Origin of the sequence: Collimonas sp. (assembly GCF_035566375.1) — a bacterium.
Classification (GTDB): Bacteria; Pseudomonadota; Gammaproteobacteria; order Burkholderiales; family Burkholderiaceae_D; genus Collimonas.
In genome coordinates this window covers 84,496-102,411 of record NZ_DATMRK010000013.1, presented here as the reverse complement: position 1 = coordinate 102,411, position 17,916 = coordinate 84,496, and the positions used below count along the sequence as shown (strand labels likewise).

Here is a 17,916-nt window from a genome sequence, read left to right as displayed (position 1 = left end):
TCCGCCAGGTAGGCCCGGCCTTTTCCGGTCAGTTGTGGCTTGCCATGACGTTGAACGGCAAGTCTGAGGCCGTAAAATTTCTTCAAATATAGTTCTGGGATCGATGCTGAATTGTTCTTTTCAAGTTCAAGCAAAGCGTCTTGCTCGAACGGACTTAGCTTGCAAAAAATTATCTTATTGAGAACTTTTTCGACTAGGATCGTTAGGCCAATCATGATCGCGTTTCGCTCCGCATCCTCAGGCGTTCTTGCATAATTTTCGACTGTTTCCACGTGTAATTCGGTGGCGCCCTTTGAAATGTGAAAACTTCCTTGCCATTTGCCTGGGCGAATTTCATGACTCACCGCGCCTAGGAAAAACCCCATGTATTCGACCGGATTGTCGTAAATCATAGTGACCTCCCTAAAAAGGCAGTTGTAGCGTGTGCAGGGCCAATTTCCAGCATCAAGGAGTTTTTTTGCCGATCAACAGTGTTTTTGTCTCAAATAGGGAATCGCGGAATACTACTTACTGCTAAGCCAGAATTTGACAGAGTAATGGAAATATTTCTCTGTGGAAATAGCTAAGTGTAGGTTAAGGGGGGCGTTTGTCAACGTAGTTATAGTTTGCGTCCAAGTGCTGTCTTTTGCTGTCGAGTGACTTATCAGACGCAACATTGGCAGCGAGCTAAAGAAAGTGGAACGGCAGCGTCAGGATCATCTTGATTGGGCAATTGAACAATGGGGGAGCGGTGTGGACGATGAATTTTTGTCGGATACCACGTCGCATCCATCAGAGAAATCCAAGCATTTTCGGTTCCAACCAGAGGCAGATACAACCACACTGCCACCTCCCGGCGATAGCAACGTTTCATAGGCTCGGCAGAATATGATTCCAGTCATTCCTGTATGAATGCGGCGTGGCGCGTCGAGTCGCAGAGGATGCGTTTGCTGATGCGTGTCCAATGCTCTTTGAACTTAGGTTACTTGCTTCTATCAAATAAACAGGCCGCGAAAGAATCATGTCTATCAGTTCAGCCAGTATTTATCGAGACGAATTTTGTGGTCTGAGAGCAGGTATTGTCTGCATAGTTAACAGCTGAAAAGGAGTTATATCATGCTGCAACACAGTGAGATCAAGCGACGCTTCGACCGCATTGAACACGATATCGAAGAAGCCGCAACTGCTTGCCAGGCCAGTGCAAAACTGCCGCAAGATTTGAAAGATTGCGTTATGCAGTGGGAACACCACTCGACTAAAGCGAAGAAGATTTTTGATTCGCAAGATGACAGGAACATACGTCGTTGCGTAGATGATCTTGAAGAAATCGGCGGCCGCGCTGAGCTGGCGCTGCAAGGCGCTGTTGGGGTGGACGCCAAGGTAAGAACCGCCGTAGTGCATGCGCACAGTGAGCTTGCCGACCTCAAAAGGCAATTGCATTAAAACTGTCTGAAAAAATGAGCAAATTTGATGCCGGCCTGCGTCCCATCCGTGGAGTAGCTGGTGGATTTTCGCCGAGTGAGGTACAAAATCTAGGTATCTCGGCAAGTTGGCTAAAGGGTTCCTACGTTTGCTTAGCCCAAGGGGTGCTACGTACAGCTCTACATAGCGCCCCAAAGCTGACAGAATTTGCGTCAGCGTGATTGTCAGCCTGATTCATACGAGTACCAACTCCTCGCATCCCATTCGATATCGCGCGTCGCCGCTTCGCGCAGCGTGCATTTTTCCCGGAAGGCCAACTGCATGTAAGACGCGATATCGGCCGCACCGCCAAAGACGGGCGCCTGATCGCCGCCTGTCATCAAGACGTCGCTGGCGGCACGGAAATCTTGCCACCAATGGCGCAGCGAACCATTCTGCAGCGCCTGCATCAATCCTGCGGTCAGCGCTGTCGGCACCGCATCGTCGATGGAGAACAGATGTAAGCCACTGATTGCGCGGGGATTGCATTCGATCACGCATGGGCCGTCGGCGTCCGAGTCGATCCAGTCGAAGGAAATCTGGCCGGTAAATTCAAGCCTGGCGACGATTTTCTCGACACTACGCCAATATAGCTGGCTACGATCTCGACATCGAACCCAATCCATTTCTACGGCAGACGCCATTTCAGCGTTGGCTGCTGCAGTTCCGCTATCAGCATCTCTACTGGCCTTTGATCGCTGCCTTGTCGCTGCCTTATCTCTGCTGGTATTCGGATTGGATGGACAGGCTCGGAGAGTCAATGCCTATGCTCGGAGAGTCAACGCCCACGCTCGGAGAGTCAACGTCGAGCCTCCGAGGTTTGACGTCCTGCCTCGGAAGCTAAATTCCACTTCGCCGCGGGCTCGCCGGCAGGATTAAGGGGCTCTGGGGCGCTGCCGTTGAGCCGCATTCAGGCTTCATTTCAACAGAAATTCTGTATGTTTTAGCAGCCGTACACTTTGCGTCCGTTCACCCACTGGTAGCGCCCGCCGCGCGGCCCGATGTGGCAAGTTGCATCCGGTGCGGTGCGGCGCCGATAAAGCCAGGGGGCGACCGGATGCGGGTCTGACCATAATCCTGTTTTTTCATCGCGGGCGGTTGCCTCAAGCATCTTCAGATCGCTGCCCTTTTTCGCAGTAGCCCAAGCCATGCCGCGCTCCACCTGAGCCTGGCTTGCATCAATACCGTTGCAGCGTACGGTCGCAACGGTGCGATCGTAACTGTCGATGGCTTTTGCATCGTATTGCACATCCTTGCCAGAACATAGCTGGAGCAGCGATTGCCTGGCCTGTAGCCCGAACGCTTGTTTTATTTCCGGCGCATCGATGCCGGCGAGGCGCAGCTTGAGCCGGCTTTGGCCGAGCAGCAGAGTCATGCTGTCGCCATCGGCCACGCTGACAACCTTATACGCGTGCGCGGCCAGCGGCGCGATCAGCAGTAAAGTGGCAAGCAATATTCTCATTTACACTGTAGCGAAGTCCAACGGTTATATGGTGCAGCGTAGAGTCAGGCGAGCCTGGCCCAACGCTGCTGATCCGATAGCTTACAGAGGAGGGGCAATGAAGAATATAAGAGGTATCGTATTTGATCTCTACGGTACGCTTTACGATGTGCACTCGGTCGCAGCAGCCTGCGATACCTATCATCCAGGGCGGGGACGCGAAATCAGCACGGTCTGGCGGCAGAAGCAGCTTGAGTACACCTGGTTGCGCAGCCTGATGGGCGACTATGTCGATTTCGAACAGGCCACTCGCGACGCCCTGGTGTTTACTTCCAGGCAGCTGCAGCTGCCGCTTGACGATGCGGCGCGTCTGGCGCTCTGCCAGGAATATCTCAGGATTGCGCCGTATCCAGAGGTGCCCCAGGCGCTGGCAAGGCTGCAGGCGATGCAGCTGCCGCTCGCCATCTTGTCCAACGGTTCTGTTAATTCCATCCGTAGCGTGGTTGCCGCATCCGGATTGGAGCATTGCTTCCAACATCTGATCAGCGCCGACAGCGTCCAGATCTTCAAGCCGCACGACAGCGTCTACCTGCTGGCCGAGCAGCAGTTGAGTTGCGATCGTTCGGAGCTTCTGTTCGTTTCGTCAAACGCTTGGGATGCATCCGGAGCGCGGCATTTCGGTTACCCCGTGTGTTGGATCAACCGGGCAGGCAACGCGTTTGACGAGCTGGGACAGTCTCCCGATCATGTGGTGCAGGGACTGGACCAGCTGGCTGACTGGATGGAAGCGCAGCAGCATACTGTTTGAAATTACCTAGCTCAAAAGCCGCTCACGTTTCTGCTCTTCGTCAAAAAACAGGCGCGACGGCTTGATCAGGTCGCTACGGCTGATGATGCCGACCAGGCGCCGGCTTTGCAGGTCGCTGACCACCGGCAGCCGTTCCAGATGATGGGTCGCCATGCGCGCCGCCACGATGCGGCAGGTTTCGGACGGCAGCGCAACCAGGGCGGCGGATTGCTCCGTGTGCGCGGGATTGAACAAGGTTGTCAGAAGATTGCCGCCGTCAGCTTGCGGACTGAAACTGCTGCGTTCGACCATTCCCAGCAAACCGTACTCTATGTCGACCACCGGGTAGCAGCGATGCGTTTGCTGCGTGCCGAAATAGCGCTCCAGGGTTTCCGCGATGGTGAGGCTGGCAGGAATTGCCATTGTTGCATGCGTCATCACCTCGTCAACGTGCTGGCGTTCCAGCGGATCGACGCCGTATTCGCGATAGATGTGATAACCGCGCCGGGCGATCTTCTCGGTCATGATCGAGCGCCGCATGGTCAGGACGGTGAAGCCGTAGGCGACGCCGGTGGTGAGCAGCAGCGGCAGCAGGGCGTTTGTGTCGTGGGTCAGGCCGAAGGCGAACACCGCTGCGGTAAGCGGTGCGCCGAGCACGCCGGCCAGGACCGCGGCCATGCATACGAGTGGCCACAAATGCGCGTCGCCGCCTGGCAGCCACGGCGCCAGCACGGTGCCCAGGCCGGCGCCGATAATCAGCAACGGCGCCAGGACGCCGCCGGAGGTGCCGGAGCCGAGCGCGATGACCCAGATCACGGCTTTCACCAGCAGCAGGCTGAGCGCCAGCTGCAAGGCCAGGTTGCCGTTGAGCAGATCGCCGATGACATCGTAGCCGACGCCTAGCGCACGCGGTTCAAAATAGCCGCCTATGCCTACCGCGACGCCACCCAGTGCAGGCCACCACATCCAGTGGACGGGCAGCTTGCTGAACAGGTCCTCGACTCGGTACAAGGCGGTCGACATCAGCGCCGACAAGGCGCCGCCCAGGACGCCGGCGACGACGCAGGAGAACAGCGCGCTGGGGCCGATTTCCGGCGTCTGCAATGGAAACAACGGACCGGCGTCCAACAGCAGCGGCCGGGTGAATCCGGCTACCGCGCAGGCGACGATCACCGGCAACAAGCTGCGTGGCCGCAATTCGAACAACAGCAACTCCACTGCCAGCAGCACGGCGGCCACCGGCGTGCCGAACACCGCAGTCATGCCGGCAGCAGCGCCGGCAACCAGCAGGGTCTTGCGTTCAGCCGCCGTCAGATGGAAATGCTGGGCGATCAGCGACCCGATGGCGCCGCCGGTCATGATGATCGGGCCTTCCGCGCCAAACGGGCCGCCGCTGCCGATCACGATGCCGGACGATAAAGGCTTGAGGATGGCGACCTTAGCTGACATCTTGCTTTTGCCGAACAGGATCGCTTCGATCGCTTCCGGAATGCCGTGGCCGCGAATCTTGTCGGAGCCGAAGCGCGCGATCAGGCCGACGATCAAGCCACCCACGACAGGTAGCACGATGACCCAGGCCCCCAGATGATGGTCGGCGGGTGAACGGGTGACGAAAGACAGCGTTTGATAGAAGAACAGGTTGGTGAACAGCCGGATCAGGTTCAACAAGGCGTATGCCGCCAGTGTGCCGAAGCCGCCGATGACTACCGCAATCAAGGAAATTCTGAGCAGGCGCGTGTCAGCCGCGAAATCGCGTTTGTGCAAATGGGGGTTCGAAGACATGGTGAAATCCTCAGGTATTGATAGTCGGCACGCGGAAGATATCGGTCAGGGTATTCAGTTCGGCGCGGTGCAACTCCGCCAGCTTGGCGAGGCAACGTTCGCCCGCCGGCAACAGGTGGATATTGACCTGGCGGCGGTCGATCTCGCTGCTGCGGCGTTCGACCAATTCGAGTTTTTCGCAACGTGAGATCAGTGCTACCACGCTGTGATGCTGCGATTGCAAACGTTCGGCAAGTTCACCGACACTGGCCCAGTCGCGGCCGGGCGTGCCTTTTACGTGCAGCAACAGCAAATACTGCTGCGGCGTGACACCCTCACTCTGGGCCGCTTCTTCACTGAAACGCAGGAATTTCCGGAGTTGATAGCGGAATGTCGATAAAGCTTCAAAGTCTTGCTTGGACAGGGATCGGGGTTGCATTTGACGCTCGGCTCTACGCGGGATGGGATTTTTGAGATCGAATAATATATCACAATACGATATATTTGTTTTGAGGTGGGAAATCTGACTCTGATTGGTTTCCTTGCTTGTCCCGAGCTGCGGCCAGGAAAATCTGGGAAATAGTAATAAAATGCGGTTTCCATCAGCGCAGGAAAAAAGCAGATGAATCCAGATCACGGCAAGGTTGCGGAGTTACCGATACAGCTTTTCGATCAGCAGAAAGATTGGGCCGCATGGCTGAAAAAGAACCATGACAAGGCGTCTGGAGTCTGGCTGCGTCTGGCGAAGAAAAATTCGGATCGGGGCTCGGTTTCTTACCAGGAAGCGCTAGAGTTAGCCTTGTGCTACGGCTGGATAGATGGCCAGAAAAAGAGTGACGATGAAGATTACTGGCTGCAGAAATTTACGCCGCGTTCAGCCAGGAGCATCTGGTCCAAGATTAACCGCGACAAAGCCTTGTTGCTGATAGAGACCGGACGGATGGCGCCGCCTGGTCTCAAGGAAGTCGAGCGCGCCCAAAGCGACGGCCGTTGGGACGCTGCTTATGACTCGGCGAGCAGCTCGACCGTGCCGGCCGATTTCCAGGCGGCGCTGGACGCCAGTCCGCGGGCACAGGCATTTTTTGCCACCCTCAACGGCAGTAATCGCTACGCTGTCCTGTTCAGGATTCAAACTGCTAAAAAAGCGGAGACCCGCGCCAAGCGCATCCAGGATTTCACCCACATGCTGGAACGACATGAGAAGTTGCATCCTTGAGTCCCTGCTTGCTTCGGTTGTGAGCCGGGCGCCGGCAGTGGAAAGATCAGCGATTTGGCGGCGTGATGCGCAATGTGCCCGGTCATGTGGTGGTGTTCCTGGTGGATGTGGCCATAGAACACGGTCACGTTGGCGTGCGGCATAACGTGATCACTTGATCGACAAAACCCTATACCGGTGTAACCTGTTATTTATTTCCGTTTTGCCCCTGTTTTTAGCCCCGTCTAAATTTTTGCCGGAACCGGTTTTTCGGGAATAAATCTTTCATATCAACGGTCTTGTGTTGCATGAACCCTGGAAGCGCCTGGATGATAGCCTCGACAAAAAAACAGCGATTCCAAGCAAGCGTACTGCCGCACTTGAATTCCGCATTCAACCTGGCGTGCTGGCTCACGCACAGCCGTCCGGATGCGGAGGATGTGGTGCAGGAGGCGTATTTGCGAGCCTTTAAATTCTTCGACGGTTTTCATGGCGAAGACAGCCGCGCCTGGTTGCTTACGATTGTGCGCAATACTTTCTACACCTGGTATCAGCAGCAGCATCGGCAGGAAACCGAGTTTGACGAGGAGCTGCACGATTTCAACGCCGGCGACGGCGTCGGCATGGCGTTTGCTGACAACAACCCGGAGACGTTATTGATGCAAAAGGACAGCGAGCGGCAGTTACAGCAGGCGCTGCAAGCCTTGCCGCTGGAATTTCGCGAGGTGATGGTGATGCGCGAACTGGAAGAGCTGTCCTATAAACAAATTGCCGCCATCGTTGGCATTCCCATCGGTACCGTAATGTCGCGCCTTGGGCGCGGCCGTAAATTGCTGGCGACAATTCTTGCGCCGGCCAGGCAGGAGGCATGATGGATCATCAGGAAATACTGGAGCTATTGCCAGCATATGCAGATCAGGAGCTCGGCGTAGTAGAGGCGCTGGAGGTGCAGCGTCATCTTGAGAGCTGTGCCGATTGTCAGCGCGAATATGCCGCGCAGCGCATCGTCAGCGCACGCTTCAAGAAGGAGGCAGTATATTTCGATGCCCCGTTGCACCTGGCGCAGCGCATCAAAGCGGCTTTGCCGCAGGATGTGCCACGGGCCAAGCCTTGGCATATCAATTGGCAGAATTTCGGCGCCGCTTTGGCGGCTGGGCTGGCGCTGGCGTGGAGCGTCGGCTTGTATCTCAATTTGCCGTCAGACCAGGAAAAAATGACTGAGGAAGTAGTGGCCAGCCATGTTCGTTCACTCCAGGTAAATCATCTTTCGGACGTGGCCTCAAGCGACCAGCATACGGTTAAACCCTGGTTCAACGGTAAATTGAATTTTTCTCCGCCGGTGGTCGATCTGGCGTCCCAGGGGTTTCCGTTGATCGGCGGCCGCCTCGATTATCTTGGAGGCCGGCCGGTGGCCGCGCTGATTTACCGGCGCGCGCAGCATCCGATCAATTTGTATATATGGCCGAGCAGCGACAAGGACAGTGCGCCGCAGTTGCAAAATCGTCAGGGCTATCATCTGGTGCGCTGGACCTGGGATGGCATGAATTACTGGACGGTGTCTGATCTGGCCGCGAACGAATTGGAAAATTTCGCTGGGATGGTGCGCTCTACGGTACGTCAATAACTGGGACCGAATGCTTCTTCAGCCGCGCTGCGCTGCAGCATCGCGCAGCCATGCGATACGTCGCCGATAAGATGTTGTCTTTTATTCCACTATGGAAGAAATGCCGAAGCGAATTTCTGCTCATGGCTTGGTCATGTCATCAGCGTTTTTTGATAAGCGCCAACAAATTAATAACATTTTCTTGTTTGACAGATAGCCATTCGTAGACGAAAGTGAATAAGTCCGGAATGGCAGTAATTCGCGGCAACTAGCTCGCTTGTCTGGATGGCGGGCCGCGGATATGCATAGCTGCCAGTATTGACAGTTCAAGAAGAATCACCAAAAGCGTACTATCAAGGAAATGAAGCGGGCCACGTGCCCGGCGCGCCGTTATTGCGGCAGAGCCGGGTATTCGCAATCTTTCCATACACTGCAATATCGTTATTTTTTCTTGCGCTAAGCGGGAAGCCGATACATTTTGCAGTGCTGGGACGGCCTGTCCTTTTGACACTAAGCTAAGGAGATTGTAATGGTTAGGCTGAATGAGGCAACCGTCACTTTTAAAGGACTGGCTTACGAATTTGATAGCACCGCCGAGGCAGCAGAATTCAAGAAACGCCTGGAAGCCGGCGGCGATCCAAAGCGTTATATCGATACGTTTAGATGTGTTGACATCTACACAACCCCGAGTAAGCGCGAGGTACAGGAAGCCTGATGTGACTGGCTTTCCTTGTTGCTTGTGTTGATGCAAGGACGGCATACAGCGACGCTGTCTTGATGCTGCTGTCTTGATGCTGTTCTGTGCTAGGATTCCTTTCGATAAATTCAATGCGCCACTGCATCTGTCAGATGCGGTGGCGTTCGTCGTTGAACCATCAACAGGAGAAACTATGCAGCTCATCGGTATGCTTGATTCACCCTACGTCCGTCGCGTCTCGATTTCCTTGCAACTGCTTGCCATTCCGTTCGAACACCGGTCTATCTCGGTATTCAGCACTTTCGAACAATTCCGGCAAATCAATCCGGTAGTTAAAGCGCCGTCGCTGGTGTGCGACGATGGCGAACTGTTGATGGATTCAACGCTGATCCTGGACTATGCCGAAGCATTGGCGACGCCTGGAAAAAGCCTCATGCCGACCGCTATCGGTGAGCGTCTGCATGCATTGCGGGTGATCGGACTGGCGTTGGCGGCATGTGAAAAAACTGTGCAGATTGCCTATGAACGCAACTTGCGACCGGTAGAAAAGCAGTACGAGCCATGGGTCACTCGTGTCCAAGGCCAGCTGTTTGCTGCGTATCAGGCGTTAGAACTGGAACTGCGTAATAAGCCGCTGGAAGTCACCAGCACGACCATTAACCAGGCCGGAGTGACGACCGCCGTTGCCTGGCATTTCACGCAAATGATGCTACCTGAAATCGTCATTGCGGCGGATTATCCGACGCTGCAATCATTCTCTGAACAGGCTGAACATCTGGCTGAATTCATCGCCGCGCCGCCGCGATAAAAATCTGAGGAGCCGCGCTGCCGGGGCCGGCAGCGTTGCGTCTATTGCGGATGTTTGGCGTCGTGCATGCCGCCGGTGTCGTCGCAATAGGACGGGCGGACGTCGGGATCGTCGCATTTCAGGCGTGGATAGGCACAGCCGGTCAGCAGCGAAATGATGGCAAGTATTCCTAGTGCTGTTTTCATGAGAGCCGCCTGTGGCCTGGGTTTTGATACCGGGGAGGGTAATTCCGAACTTACTTCCGAACCTAATTCATCATGCGGCATTGCCGCTGCTCGCACTTGTAAAGCTGTTGCTGACCGTCCTGGCAACTGACCTGATAGGTTTCGACAGCGCCGGTCCTGGCGATCAAGGTTGCGCCGGCGGCGGGGATGCAAGCCGTCTTTCTCGCCATGCGCTCCACGGTGTCAGATAACTCGCCACCTTTCCGTTTGGTAGACTGCTGCGGCACATCGATAATTTGTTCGGACGGGCTCAGCGATTCTGACAGCGATACCGGCGCCGGGGTGCTGCCGCGCGGTGGCGGTGTATAGGTGCGCACGGTAGGTTGCGCGACGCAGCCGGCGAGGATGATAGCGGCGATGGCGAGATATAGAGATGGACTTTTCATGCGTCTCCCAATAAACAATGCATCAAGCTTCTGCCTGAATCGAGTGTGCTAAATGTATCACCTTTTGGAACTGTTGAGCTTGGCTTTAAGTGTAGTCCCGGATGGCAAAAATGGAAACCGCAGGCGGCTGCCAGTGCTAACAAAGGATACGGCGCGCCCGGTCAGAATTTCAGGGTCTTGAGATAACCCGTCAGCTCCAGATAACCGCGTCCCGTACGCCGGCCGTCGCGATTGATAGTTACAGCACCTTCCCAATACACCGATCCGGTCGATAGCCGCGAGTCCAGTTCCTGATCGTCTTGCAAGGGGACCAGCGACCATTCGATAGCGCCGGTACGCAATACCTGTTGCACCGGATAGCTGGCGTCGGTGCGCGGCGAACGCCAGTTGCGTTGCGGCTCGAAACTGACTTGCTCAGGCGCGAATTGCGTCACTTTGCCGCTAGCATCGCGCAAGGCGGCATGCGCCCATATCTTGCTACCGCTACGGCTGCGAATCTGGAACGCCATCAAGGCCGAGCCATCGTCCAGATTTGCGCCCAGCCAATCCCAGCCGGTGGCGTCGGCGTCCAGCACGCTGGTCGACCATTCATGATCGAGCCAGGCGCTGCCGCTAACCGCCTGTTCACGGCCGGAGCGGATCAGCTTGCCGCTGACCTGCAACTGCGGTTCGCTATAGTAATAGCTGGCTTGCGCCGCCTGCGGCCCCTTGCGTGAATAGCCGCGCTCGCCTTGCAGCAAGGGCGGCTGGCTTGGCGTCAAATTCAGTTGCAGGGTAAATTCGTCGGCGGCGATGCTGGCCTGATAGCTGCCGTCGGCGTTACGCAGCAAGCGCCAGTCGTCCAGAGCGACATCAGTGTTGCCTTCTTTTGCGTAGGCCAGGCCGAAACCGGCGCGGGCGCTTTTTTGCGCATGCAAGAGTTTGCCCCGGCTGGGGTCGGACAGCGCCGCATGAGCAATGATCAATTGGGTCGGCGCGAAGGCGCTTGGATTGGCGCGATCATGTTCGGTGGCGGAGCGGAAGAAGGTGATCTGGAAGCCTATCGGTTTGCCGTCCGGAGTAGCCAGCCAGCCGGTGGCGTACCACCACTCGGTGCGAAAAGCGGGATGGGCGCCGCTATCCTGCGGCAGGGTCACGGGCCGCTCCGGGCTTACCTGCGCAAACTGGGGCGGCGCCACAAATGGCGCTGGCGCGGCCAACAGCAGCAGGGCGCCTGATAGCCCGCATAGCCAACCACGCAGCCAGCGACCAATCTCGTGCAACATTACCAATCCTCCCTTACCGAATGCAGCACATCGACAGACACCGCGCGCAAGCCTGCCAGCAAAGCCGTGGCGCCGGCGGATAACAGCAGCGACAACGCCACCGCCGCTAAACCCAGCCATGGCATGTGTAGTTCCATGGACCAGTGAAACGATTGCGGATTGACGATGAACACCAGAATCAGGCTGATGACCCAGCCGAGCAGGAAACCGACCAGCATGCCCAGCGCGGTCAGCAAGCCGCCTTCCAACGCCAGCATAGCCAGGATCTGGCGGCGCGTGACGCCGACATGGCGCAGCATGCCGAACTCCCGCGCCCGCGCCAGCGTCTGCGCCGAGAAGGTGGCCGCGACGCCAAACAGGCCGATCACGATGGCGACGATTTCCAGCAGATAAGTGACGGCAAAACTTCTATCGAAAATCTTCAAGGTCAGCGCGCGGATTTCTCCTGGCTGGGAGAATTCCAGGTTTGCCCCGAACGGCAAAGCACGCAACGCCGCAATCACCACGTTGGGATCGGCGTCGCGTTGCAAGCTGAGGGCGGCGTCGGTGATTTCAGTATCGCCGCTTAAGCGCTGGTAATCCGCCAGGCGCAACTGGATTGCTCCCGATTGCCGCGCATAATCGCGCCAGACGCCGGCCACCGTGAAGCGATAGGAATGTGTCGCCAGCGGTAGCGTGATTTGCTGGCCCAGATGATAGCCGTACAGATCGACCATGGCTTCCGAGACCCAGATCGGCAAGCTATCCGCGGCAATCGCGCTGGGCGGCAGTACCGGGCCTGTCATGGGCAGCATGCGCGCCGGATCGGCAGCGTCGATGGCGCGTGCGATCAATATCACTGGTGGCCGCGCCGGGTCCAGCGTCAGCGTTGAGGTGCGCAAGAAACTGGCGCTCGCCACGCCTGGCGCCGTGCTCAGCAATTGTTGCTCGGCAGGCTGCAAGGCGCCGGTCTCACCGCTGCTGGCCGAGCGCACATACAGGTCAGCCGACAGCAATTGCTGCATCCAGTCGTCCACCGATACGCGGAAACTGGTGACCATGATTGCCATTGCCACGATCAGGCTAAAGCTTGACAGCACGCCGCCGAGGGCAATCGAAGCTTGCCCCGGCACATTCGCCAGGCGCGCCAGCACCAGCGTTGTGATGAGGCCGTTGCGACGTCCCAGGCTGAATCTCTGCAGCGCGGAAAACACCAGTGCCGCCACCCGCGGCATCAATGTAATACCGCCGATCAGCAGCAGTGCGACTGCGATATAACCGAAGATGGGCAAGTCGAACCAGGGCGGCAATTGCGTCAGCACGGCGCCGAGCAGCAGGCAAGCCAATGCCGGCCACGGCGTCGCCAGCCGCGCCAATGCGGTTTCTTCGCTGCCGGCTTTGAGTGCCGCCGCCGGTTGCGCCCGCGCCGCTTCCAGCGCCGGCGCCAGGCTGCCGAGCAGGGCGATGCCGCTGCCGAGCGCAAAAAAAACCAGCGCCGCCGGCAGATCGAATTGCACGCTTGCCTGCACCCCGCGGAAATAACCGCCGCCGAGGTCGCCGCCAAAAAAATGCAAGGCAGCCGCCGCCAAGATATACCCCAGCGCCAGTCCGAGCAGCGCTCCCAGGCAGCCTAGCAGGCCGCCTTCCAACAACACCTGGCGTAATAGCTGTGCGCGCCGCAAGCCCAGCACACGCAGCAGGGCAAATTGGGAGCGGCGCCGGATCACCGACAGCGCCTGGGTCGAGAACACCAGGAAGGCGCCGGTAAACAGCGCCACCAGCGCCAGTACATTCAGATTGATGCGATAGGCGCGCGACATATTATTGTTGCGGCTGTCCTGATCCTGGCTTTCTGATACCTGCAAGCGCAGCGGCCACTCAGCTTGCAAGGCGCGCTTGAATGCTTCCCGATTGACGCCTGGCTGCAGCTTGAGGTCGATACGCGATAGTTTGCCGATGCGGCCGAAGCGCCATTGCGCCGCACCGATATCCATCACCGCAAGCCGCTGTCCGGCCCGCGCGCGCACCAGGCCGCCGGCCACCCGCAGCTTGACGATGGCAGTGCCGTTGCGCACAGCCAGGGTTTGGCCCGGCCGTACTTGCAGCCATTGCTGGGCTGCCGGCGACAGGAAGATGGCGTCGTCGGCCAGGGTGTCGAACGGCCGCCCCGGATCGGCTACGCCAATCAAGTCGGGCGTGATACGGGCGGCGCGAAAAGTATCGACGCCAAGCACTTTCAGTGCGCTGCTCTGGCCCGGTACGGTGACGTTGAGTTCCAGCACCGGGCTGGCTACGGCTACGCCATCGCGTTTTGCCAGTTGCGGATAGACGGCGTCGTCGAACCAGCCTTGCACCCCGCGCAGCTGCAGATCGGACTGGCCGGACAAGCTTCTGGTGGCGGCCGAGAATTCATTGAAAGCAGCGCCGTTGATCAGATCGACCGCATAGCCCAGTGCGACGCCGAGCGCGATAGCGGCAATCGCCACCAGCGCCCGTACCGGATGCGAACGCCATTCGCCCGCCAGCAGCCAACGCGACAAGATCACGATCGGATTACCCACTCTGAAAGCCAGGGCGGCGCTCGATTTCATTGCGTCGTCAGGAGTCAAGATTTTTCAGGCAACGGCTGCAGACCGTCGGCGCTCATGATCAGGATGCGGTCGGCACTGGCCGCTGCGGCGGCAGAATGGGTCACCATGATGGCCGAGGCGCCGTTGGCCTTGATCTCCTGACGCAGCAGGGCCAAAACCTCATGTGCAGTATCCGGATCCAGGTTGCCGGTCGGTTCGTCGGCAAGGATCAGCTTGGGCCGATGCACCAAAGCGCGCGCAATGGCGACTCTTTGCATTTCACCGCCTGACAGCTGGCGTGGGAAATCGTTGCCGCGGCCAGCCAGCCCGACTGCCGCCAGCAACTCCAGCGCTCGCTCCTGCGGCGCATCGTTGAGCAGCAAGGGCAGGGCAACGTTCTGTTGCAAAGTCAGGTGCGGCAGCACATGGAAGGCCTGGAAAATGAAGCCCATTTTCTGGCGCCGCAGCAGGGTAGCGGCATCGTCGTCGAGGCTCGACATGCTAACGCCATCGATCAACACCGAACCGCTGTTGGCGCTGTCGAGGCCGGCGATCAGGTTCAGCAAGGTCGACTTGCCGACTCCGGAATCGCCCATGATGGCGACGTATTCGCCCGCGCCCAAGGTGAAATCGAGATGCGCCAGCACCACCCGGCCATGACCGTAGGACTTGCGCAGGCCGCGGCATTCCAGCGCCGGGAAGGCGGTATCAGCGGCGGCATCGTCGGTATCGATAGGAAACATGGTGTCGGTGTGCATGCGAGCTTGATTTGTCGAATAGGGTAAATGCCAGCAGTGTAGAGGATTTTGCGTAACGACCCGGGTCCTTCAGGCAAACCAGCCTTTGCCCACTTCCTTGCCCGCTTGCCGTAGCTCAATAGTCAATAGAATGAAAATAATGTATCAAATGATTGCAGAAAGTTGGAATAAACTGGTTAGGCCGGCCGTTTAACTGCTATTCCAGCCGTCATTCCGAGAGCTGGTGCCGGGCTGCATTTTTTTCTACCGATCAACCTGAGGAGGAATCATGCGAAAGACCATATTTCTGTTACTAAGCTGCGCCACTCTTGCCGGCCCCGCCCTGGCAGAAGCGCCCAAGGCCGTCAAAGGGATGCTGGTAGATGCAGACGGCCGCACACTGTACACCTTTGACAAGGATACGGTGCCCGGCAAGAGCGCTTGCGAGGGCGGTTGCGCTGCGAATTGGCCAGCGGCACAGGCTGATTCCTATGACAAGGCCGCCGGCGACTGGAGTTTTGTGACAGCTGCTGACGGCAAGCGTCAATGGGCCTACAAAGGACATCCGCTGTACCGCTTTGCCATGGACCAGAAACCCGGCGACGCCACCGGTGACGGCAAGGGTGGCATGTGGCACACGGCGAAACCCTGATCAAACGCGGCGCGCTGAGCGCCGCTAGCAGGAGGCAGCTATGAAAGCAATTCGGTTCTTTTTAGTCATTTTCTTGTTGCTGCTGTCCGGCTGTTCGCCAAACGACGCTGGGCACAGCGGCGATAAGCCGTCCGGCGACAGCAGCCGCAGCAGTTATTGAAGATTAATACGACGATTAATACTGACGACTAGCCTGGGTGCTAGAGCAGGCGCTTATGAGTTTCGAGGCCGACATGGTGGTCTGGCTGCCGGCGTTGCGGCGTTATGCCCGCGCGCTGACAGGCGATGCCGCGTGGGCCGACGATCTGGTGCAGGACACGGCGGAACGCGCCCTGAACCGATGGCATACCTTGCAGCCGCACAGTAATTTGCGGGCGTGGCTGCTGACCATCCTCAGGCATCTGTATATCGACCAGTTGCGCAAGCGCCGCGAGATCGCCGTCGACGACGACAGTGCACCCTGGCGCACGATGGCGGCGCCGGCCGATGAAGTCGACGGCCTGTTTCTGCTCGATGTCCAGCGCGCGCTGTATTGCTTGCCGGTCGAACAGCGCGAGGTGCTGCTGCTGGTCGGCCTGGAAGAGCTCAGCTATCAGCAGGTAGCGAGCATCCTGGAGGTTCCGGTCGGCACGGTGATGTCGCGCTTGTCGCGCGCCCGGGAGCGCATGCGCTCTCTGTTGAAAGAAGATCCAGGCAGCAAACGGCCGCCTCTTACAGTAGTAAGGAAGGTAGTGAAAGACAAGTAGCGAGATACAGGTAACGAGATACAAGTAGCGAGATATAGGTAGCGAGATATAGGTAGCGAGATACAAGCCATGAATGAAGAGACCACATCCAGGTTGCCAGATCCGGACCAGGCGCATCTGCAGACGCTATCGGCATGGGTCGACAATGAGCTTTCCGACGCCGAGCGGGCTGTCGTCGTTGAGCATCTGGCGAGCAATTCACAGGATAGCGCGCGCGTGGCTGATTACCGGGCACAGAATGCTGCCTTAAAAGCCTTGTTTGCGACACCGCAAGACAACGTCCGGTGCATTTTTCTACCGCGCCGGGAGCCGTTGTGGCGGCGTGCCGGGGTAGCCGGCGGCTGGCTGGCAGCGGGTCTGTTGTGTGGTGTGGCGTCCGGCTGGCTGGGCCCGTATTTCTCTAACGATCAGCCGGCGTTCGCCAAGCGCGCCGACATTGCGTACGCTGTATATGCGCCAGAGCAACGGCATCCGGTTGAAGTTGCCGCAGCCGAAGAAGAGCATTTGATCAACTGGTTGTCGAAGCGCCTCGATCGTCCGCTGACGGCGCCATCGCTTCAGGAATACGGTTACATGCTGGTTGGAGGGCGCCTGCTGCCTGGGGAAACCGGACCGGCGGCGCAGTTCATGTATCAGAACGGCAAGGGTGAGCGCCTGACCCTGTACGTTACTGCGGCAGCCAAGGAAACCACGGCGTTCCGGCTGCTGAATGATGGTAAACGGAGTACCTTTTACTGGGTAAATCAGGGCATGGGATATGCACTGTCCGGCCAAACCTCGGTGGCCCGTTTGCGCTCGATGGCGATTGATGTATGCAGCGCTTTGGGCGGCCATCCCGAAGCATGGCGTTAATGCATCTGCTGTGCTGTCGACTAGCCGTCAGCGCCAGCCGCAAGCGTTTTCTCAAAAAAATACGCACGTCGCTGGAATAGTTGCGTCGCGCCCTTCGTTTACACAATACAGGCAGGCTTATCGCCGGACAATGTGGCGTCAAGTACCTGGTAGCGAGCCGATATTGCGGGTCGCTTGGTTTGCGCTTGGTTTGTTTACGCATGCGCGGCCGCCCTTGCATCGGGCATTCATTTAGGACGACATCATGCTTACCATGTTTAACGAAGTTCCTTTGGTAGTACTGCTACTGGCCCTCTCGGGCTGCGCCGGAACGCAAGGTACGTCGGGCTACGCCGGCAAACCGAGTTGCCAGAAACTGACCACCCAAGCTGAAATTAACGGCAAGGTAGAGCCGGTTACCGGCGTTGCTTGCCAGCAAAGCGACGGCACCTGGCAATTCATGCAAAATACCGACGGGCCATATTACGGTTACCCGTATGCCTATTACGATCCTTGGTATTGGGGACCGTACGGCTTCTTCGGTGCGGACTTTGTCTTTATAGACCGGGACCATCATCACCATCACTTTGATCACGGTTCGATGATGCATCAAGGTGTTGCGGCCGGTACTGGGGCTGGCGCAGGTACTGGTTTCCATGCGCGAGGCATGGGTGGCGCGATGCGCCACTGAACACGCATTGGGACGGCGCCGGGCGACCATCGAATGGCCGCCGGGCGGCGTTGCGTGAATGCATGCTGCGGACGCGGCGCTAATCGTTAATAAGCCTTCACAG

The 17,916-nt window shown here is 57.8% G+C and carries 21 protein-coding genes and 1 pseudogene; 11 read left to right on the top strand and 11 right to left on the bottom strand.

Annotated elements, in window-relative coordinates:
* Positions 1-392: hypothetical protein (locus VNZ60_RS04025; RefSeq protein ID WP_325657134.1), on the bottom strand; the 392-nt coding region annotated here is incomplete at its 3' end.
* Between the two features lie 703 nt (positions 393-1,095).
* Between VNZ60_RS04025 and VNZ60_RS04020 the strand changes: the two genes are divergently transcribed.
* Positions 1,096-1,422 (top strand): hypothetical protein, encoded by a 327-nt coding sequence (locus VNZ60_RS04020; protein WP_325657133.1) that lies wholly within the window; start codon positions 1,096-1,098, stop codon positions 1,420-1,422.
* A 203-nt stretch (positions 1,423-1,625) separates the two neighbouring features.
* Here the strand turns inward: VNZ60_RS04020 and VNZ60_RS04015 are convergent, their stop codons facing one another.
* Both VNZ60_RS04015 and VNZ60_RS04010 read right to left on the bottom strand, forming a co-directional pair.
* Entirely contained in the window at positions 1,626-2,084 is a 459-nt protein-coding gene (locus VNZ60_RS04015) for an ATP-grasp domain-containing protein (RefSeq protein WP_325657132.1), read from the bottom strand.
* Between the two features lie 299 nt (positions 2,085-2,383).
* Positions 2,384-2,902 carry a thermonuclease family protein gene (locus VNZ60_RS04010; RefSeq protein WP_325657131.1) on the bottom strand — a complete coding sequence of 173 codons (519 nt, stop codon included), beginning with the start codon at positions 2,900-2,902 and terminating at the stop codon, positions 2,384-2,386.
* A 97-nt stretch (positions 2,903-2,999) separates the two neighbouring features.
* Here VNZ60_RS04010 and VNZ60_RS04005 point away from each other — a divergent pair, with 97 nt between their 5' ends.
* Positions 3,000-3,689, top strand: a complete 690-nt coding sequence (locus VNZ60_RS04005; RefSeq protein WP_325657130.1) for a haloacid dehalogenase type II — start codon at positions 3,000-3,002, stop codon at positions 3,687-3,689.
* A 6-nt stretch (positions 3,690-3,695) separates the two neighbouring features.
* Here VNZ60_RS04005 and VNZ60_RS04000 read toward each other — a convergent pair whose 3' ends face one another.
* Positions 3,696-5,450, bottom strand: coding sequence for a chloride channel protein (locus VNZ60_RS04000; RefSeq protein ID WP_325657129.1), 1,755 nt, complete (start codon positions 5,448-5,450; stop codon positions 3,696-3,698).
* A 10-nt stretch (positions 5,451-5,460) separates the two neighbouring features.
* A complete protein-coding gene (locus VNZ60_RS03995) occupies positions 5,461-5,868 on the bottom strand; it encodes a MarR family winged helix-turn-helix transcriptional regulator (protein WP_325657128.1) in 408 nt (135 codons plus the stop codon).
* Between the two features lie 183 nt (positions 5,869-6,051).
* On the opposite strand from VNZ60_RS03995, the gene VNZ60_RS03990 reads away from it, so the two are divergent.
* Positions 6,052-6,645, top strand: a complete 594-nt coding sequence (locus VNZ60_RS03990) for a YdeI/OmpD-associated family protein (protein WP_325657127.1) — start codon at positions 6,052-6,054, stop codon at positions 6,643-6,645.
* Positions 6,646-6,653: 8 nt separating this feature from the next.
* Here the strand turns inward: VNZ60_RS03990 and VNZ60_RS03985 are convergent.
* A pseudogene (locus VNZ60_RS03985) lies at positions 6,654-6,797 on the bottom strand (metallophosphoesterase family protein); the annotation flags it as partial.
* A gap of 207 nt (positions 6,798-7,004) precedes the next feature.
* Between VNZ60_RS03985 and VNZ60_RS03980 the strand changes: the two are divergent.
* The 4 genes from VNZ60_RS03980 to VNZ60_RS03965 all read left to right on the top strand — a co-directional run bounded on the left by VNZ60_RS03980 (position 7,005) and on the right by VNZ60_RS03965 (position 9,732).
* A complete protein-coding gene (locus VNZ60_RS03980; protein WP_325657126.1) occupies positions 7,005-7,496 on the top strand; it encodes a sigma-70 family RNA polymerase sigma factor in 492 nt (163 codons plus the stop codon).
* Entirely contained in the window at positions 7,493-8,248 is a 756-nt protein-coding gene (locus VNZ60_RS03975; protein WP_325657125.1) for an anti-sigma factor family protein, read from the top strand. The genes VNZ60_RS03980 and VNZ60_RS03975 overlap by 4 nt, the downstream gene beginning before the upstream one ends.
* A 508-nt stretch (positions 8,249-8,756) precedes the next feature.
* Positions 8,757-8,942, top strand: a complete 186-nt coding sequence (locus VNZ60_RS03970; protein ID WP_325657124.1) for a hypothetical protein — start codon at positions 8,757-8,759, stop codon at positions 8,940-8,942.
* A gap of 175 nt (positions 8,943-9,117) precedes the next feature.
* Complete coding sequence (locus VNZ60_RS03965; RefSeq protein WP_325657123.1) at positions 9,118-9,732, top strand: glutathione S-transferase; 615 nt, start codon at positions 9,118-9,120, stop codon at positions 9,730-9,732.
* Positions 9,733-9,773: 41 nt separating this feature from the next.
* Here VNZ60_RS03965 and VNZ60_RS03960 read toward each other — a convergent pair whose 3' ends face one another.
* The 5 genes from VNZ60_RS03960 to VNZ60_RS03940 form a co-directional block, all read right to left on the bottom strand.
* Complete coding sequence (locus VNZ60_RS03960; RefSeq protein ID WP_325657122.1) at positions 9,774-9,917, bottom strand: hypothetical protein; 144 nt, start codon at positions 9,915-9,917, stop codon at positions 9,774-9,776.
* A gap of 62 nt (positions 9,918-9,979) precedes the next feature.
* Positions 9,980-10,342, bottom strand: coding sequence for a hypothetical protein (locus VNZ60_RS03955; RefSeq protein ID WP_325657121.1), 363 nt, complete (start codon positions 10,340-10,342; stop codon positions 9,980-9,982).
* 161 nt (positions 10,343-10,503) lie between these two features.
* On the bottom strand, positions 10,504-11,607 hold the full coding sequence (locus VNZ60_RS03950; RefSeq protein WP_325657120.1) for a lipocalin-like domain-containing protein: 1,104 nt from the start codon (positions 11,605-11,607) through the stop codon (positions 10,504-10,506).
* On the bottom strand, positions 11,607-14,177 hold the full coding sequence (locus VNZ60_RS03945; RefSeq protein WP_325657139.1) for an ABC transporter permease: 2,571 nt from the start codon (positions 14,175-14,177) through the stop codon (positions 11,607-11,609). Before VNZ60_RS03945 ends, VNZ60_RS03950 begins: the two co-directional genes overlap by 1 nt.
* A 14-nt stretch (positions 14,178-14,191) precedes the next feature.
* The gene (locus VNZ60_RS03940) at positions 14,192-14,914 is read right to left on the bottom strand and encodes an ABC transporter ATP-binding protein (protein WP_414648768.1); all 723 of its coding nucleotides are present in this window, start codon (positions 14,912-14,914) and stop codon (positions 14,192-14,194) included.
* Positions 14,915-15,182: 268 nt separating this feature from the next.
* Here VNZ60_RS03940 and VNZ60_RS03935 point away from each other — a divergent pair, with 268 nt between their 5' ends.
* The 4 genes from VNZ60_RS03935 (at position 15,183) to VNZ60_RS03920 (ending at position 17,813) form a co-directional block, all read left to right on the top strand.
* Positions 15,183-15,545, top strand: a complete 363-nt coding sequence (locus tag VNZ60_RS03935) for a COG4315 family predicted lipoprotein (RefSeq protein WP_325657119.1) — start codon at positions 15,183-15,185, stop codon at positions 15,543-15,545.
* Between the two features lie 215 nt (positions 15,546-15,760).
* Positions 15,761-16,291, top strand: a complete 531-nt coding sequence (locus VNZ60_RS03930; protein WP_325657118.1) for a sigma-70 family RNA polymerase sigma factor — start codon at positions 15,761-15,763, stop codon at positions 16,289-16,291.
* A 69-nt stretch (positions 16,292-16,360) separates the two neighbouring features.
* The gene (locus tag VNZ60_RS03925) at positions 16,361-17,143 is read left to right on the top strand and encodes an anti-sigma factor family protein (RefSeq protein WP_325657117.1); all 783 of its coding nucleotides are present in this window, start codon (positions 16,361-16,363) and stop codon (positions 17,141-17,143) included.
* Positions 17,144-17,387: 244 nt separating this feature from the next.
* A complete protein-coding gene (locus VNZ60_RS03920) occupies positions 17,388-17,813 on the top strand; it encodes a hypothetical protein (protein ID WP_325657116.1) in 426 nt (141 codons plus the stop codon).
* The last annotated feature ends 103 nt before the right edge of the window (positions 17,814-17,916 follow it).

What these genes read in the sequence shown, in the direction of transcription:
- VNZ60_RS04020 (WP_325657133.1), top strand. Translation starts at nt 1,096, where the DNA reads ATGCTGCAACACAGTGAGATCAAGCGACGCTTCGACCGCATTGAACAC.
- VNZ60_RS04015 (WP_325657132.1), bottom strand. Translation starts at nt 2,084, where the DNA reads ATGGCGTCTGCCGTAGAAATGGATTGGGTTCGATGTCGAGATCGTAGC.
- VNZ60_RS04010 (WP_325657131.1), bottom strand. Translation starts at nt 2,902, where the DNA reads ATGAGAATATTGCTTGCCACTTTACTGCTGATCGCGCCGCTGGCCGCG.
- VNZ60_RS04005 (WP_325657130.1), top strand. Translation starts at nt 3,000, where the DNA reads ATGAAGAATATAAGAGGTATCGTATTTGATCTCTACGGTACGCTTTAC.
- VNZ60_RS04000 (WP_325657129.1), bottom strand. Translation starts at nt 5,450, where the DNA reads ATGTCTTCGAACCCCCATTTGCACAAACGCGATTTCGCGGCTGACACG.
- VNZ60_RS03995 (WP_325657128.1), bottom strand. Translation starts at nt 5,868, where the DNA reads ATGCAACCCCGATCCCTGTCCAAGCAAGACTTTGAAGCTTTATCGACA.
- VNZ60_RS03990 (WP_325657127.1), top strand. Translation starts at nt 6,052, where the DNA reads ATGAATCCAGATCACGGCAAGGTTGCGGAGTTACCGATACAGCTTTTC.
- VNZ60_RS03975 (WP_325657125.1), top strand. Translation starts at nt 7,493, where the DNA reads ATGATGGATCATCAGGAAATACTGGAGCTATTGCCAGCATATGCAGAT.
- VNZ60_RS03970 (WP_325657124.1), top strand. Translation starts at nt 8,757, where the DNA reads ATGGTTAGGCTGAATGAGGCAACCGTCACTTTTAAAGGACTGGCTTAC.
- VNZ60_RS03965 (WP_325657123.1), top strand. Translation starts at nt 9,118, where the DNA reads ATGCAGCTCATCGGTATGCTTGATTCACCCTACGTCCGTCGCGTCTCG.
- VNZ60_RS03960 (WP_325657122.1), bottom strand. Translation starts at nt 9,917, where the DNA reads ATGAAAACAGCACTAGGAATACTTGCCATCATTTCGCTGCTGACCGGC.
- VNZ60_RS03955 (WP_325657121.1), bottom strand. Translation starts at nt 10,342, where the DNA reads ATGAAAAGTCCATCTCTATATCTCGCCATCGCCGCTATCATCCTCGCC.
- VNZ60_RS03950 (WP_325657120.1), bottom strand. Translation starts at nt 11,607, where the DNA reads ATGTTGCACGAGATTGGTCGCTGGCTGCGTGGTTGGCTATGCGGGCTA.
- VNZ60_RS03945 (WP_325657139.1), bottom strand. Translation starts at nt 14,177, where the DNA reads ATGAAATCGAGCGCCGCCCTGGCTTTCAGAGTGGGTAATCCGATCGTG.
- VNZ60_RS03940 (WP_414648768.1), bottom strand. Translation starts at nt 14,914, where the DNA reads ATGCACACCGACACCATGTTTCCTATCGATACCGACGATGCCGCCGCT.
- VNZ60_RS03935 (WP_325657119.1), top strand. Translation starts at nt 15,183, where the DNA reads ATGCGAAAGACCATATTTCTGTTACTAAGCTGCGCCACTCTTGCCGGC.
- VNZ60_RS03930 (WP_325657118.1), top strand. Translation starts at nt 15,761, where the DNA reads ATGAGTTTCGAGGCCGACATGGTGGTCTGGCTGCCGGCGTTGCGGCGT.
- VNZ60_RS03925 (WP_325657117.1), top strand. Translation starts at nt 16,361, where the DNA reads ATGAATGAAGAGACCACATCCAGGTTGCCAGATCCGGACCAGGCGCAT.
- VNZ60_RS03920 (WP_325657116.1), top strand. Translation starts at nt 17,388, where the DNA reads ATGCTTACCATGTTTAACGAAGTTCCTTTGGTAGTACTGCTACTGGCC.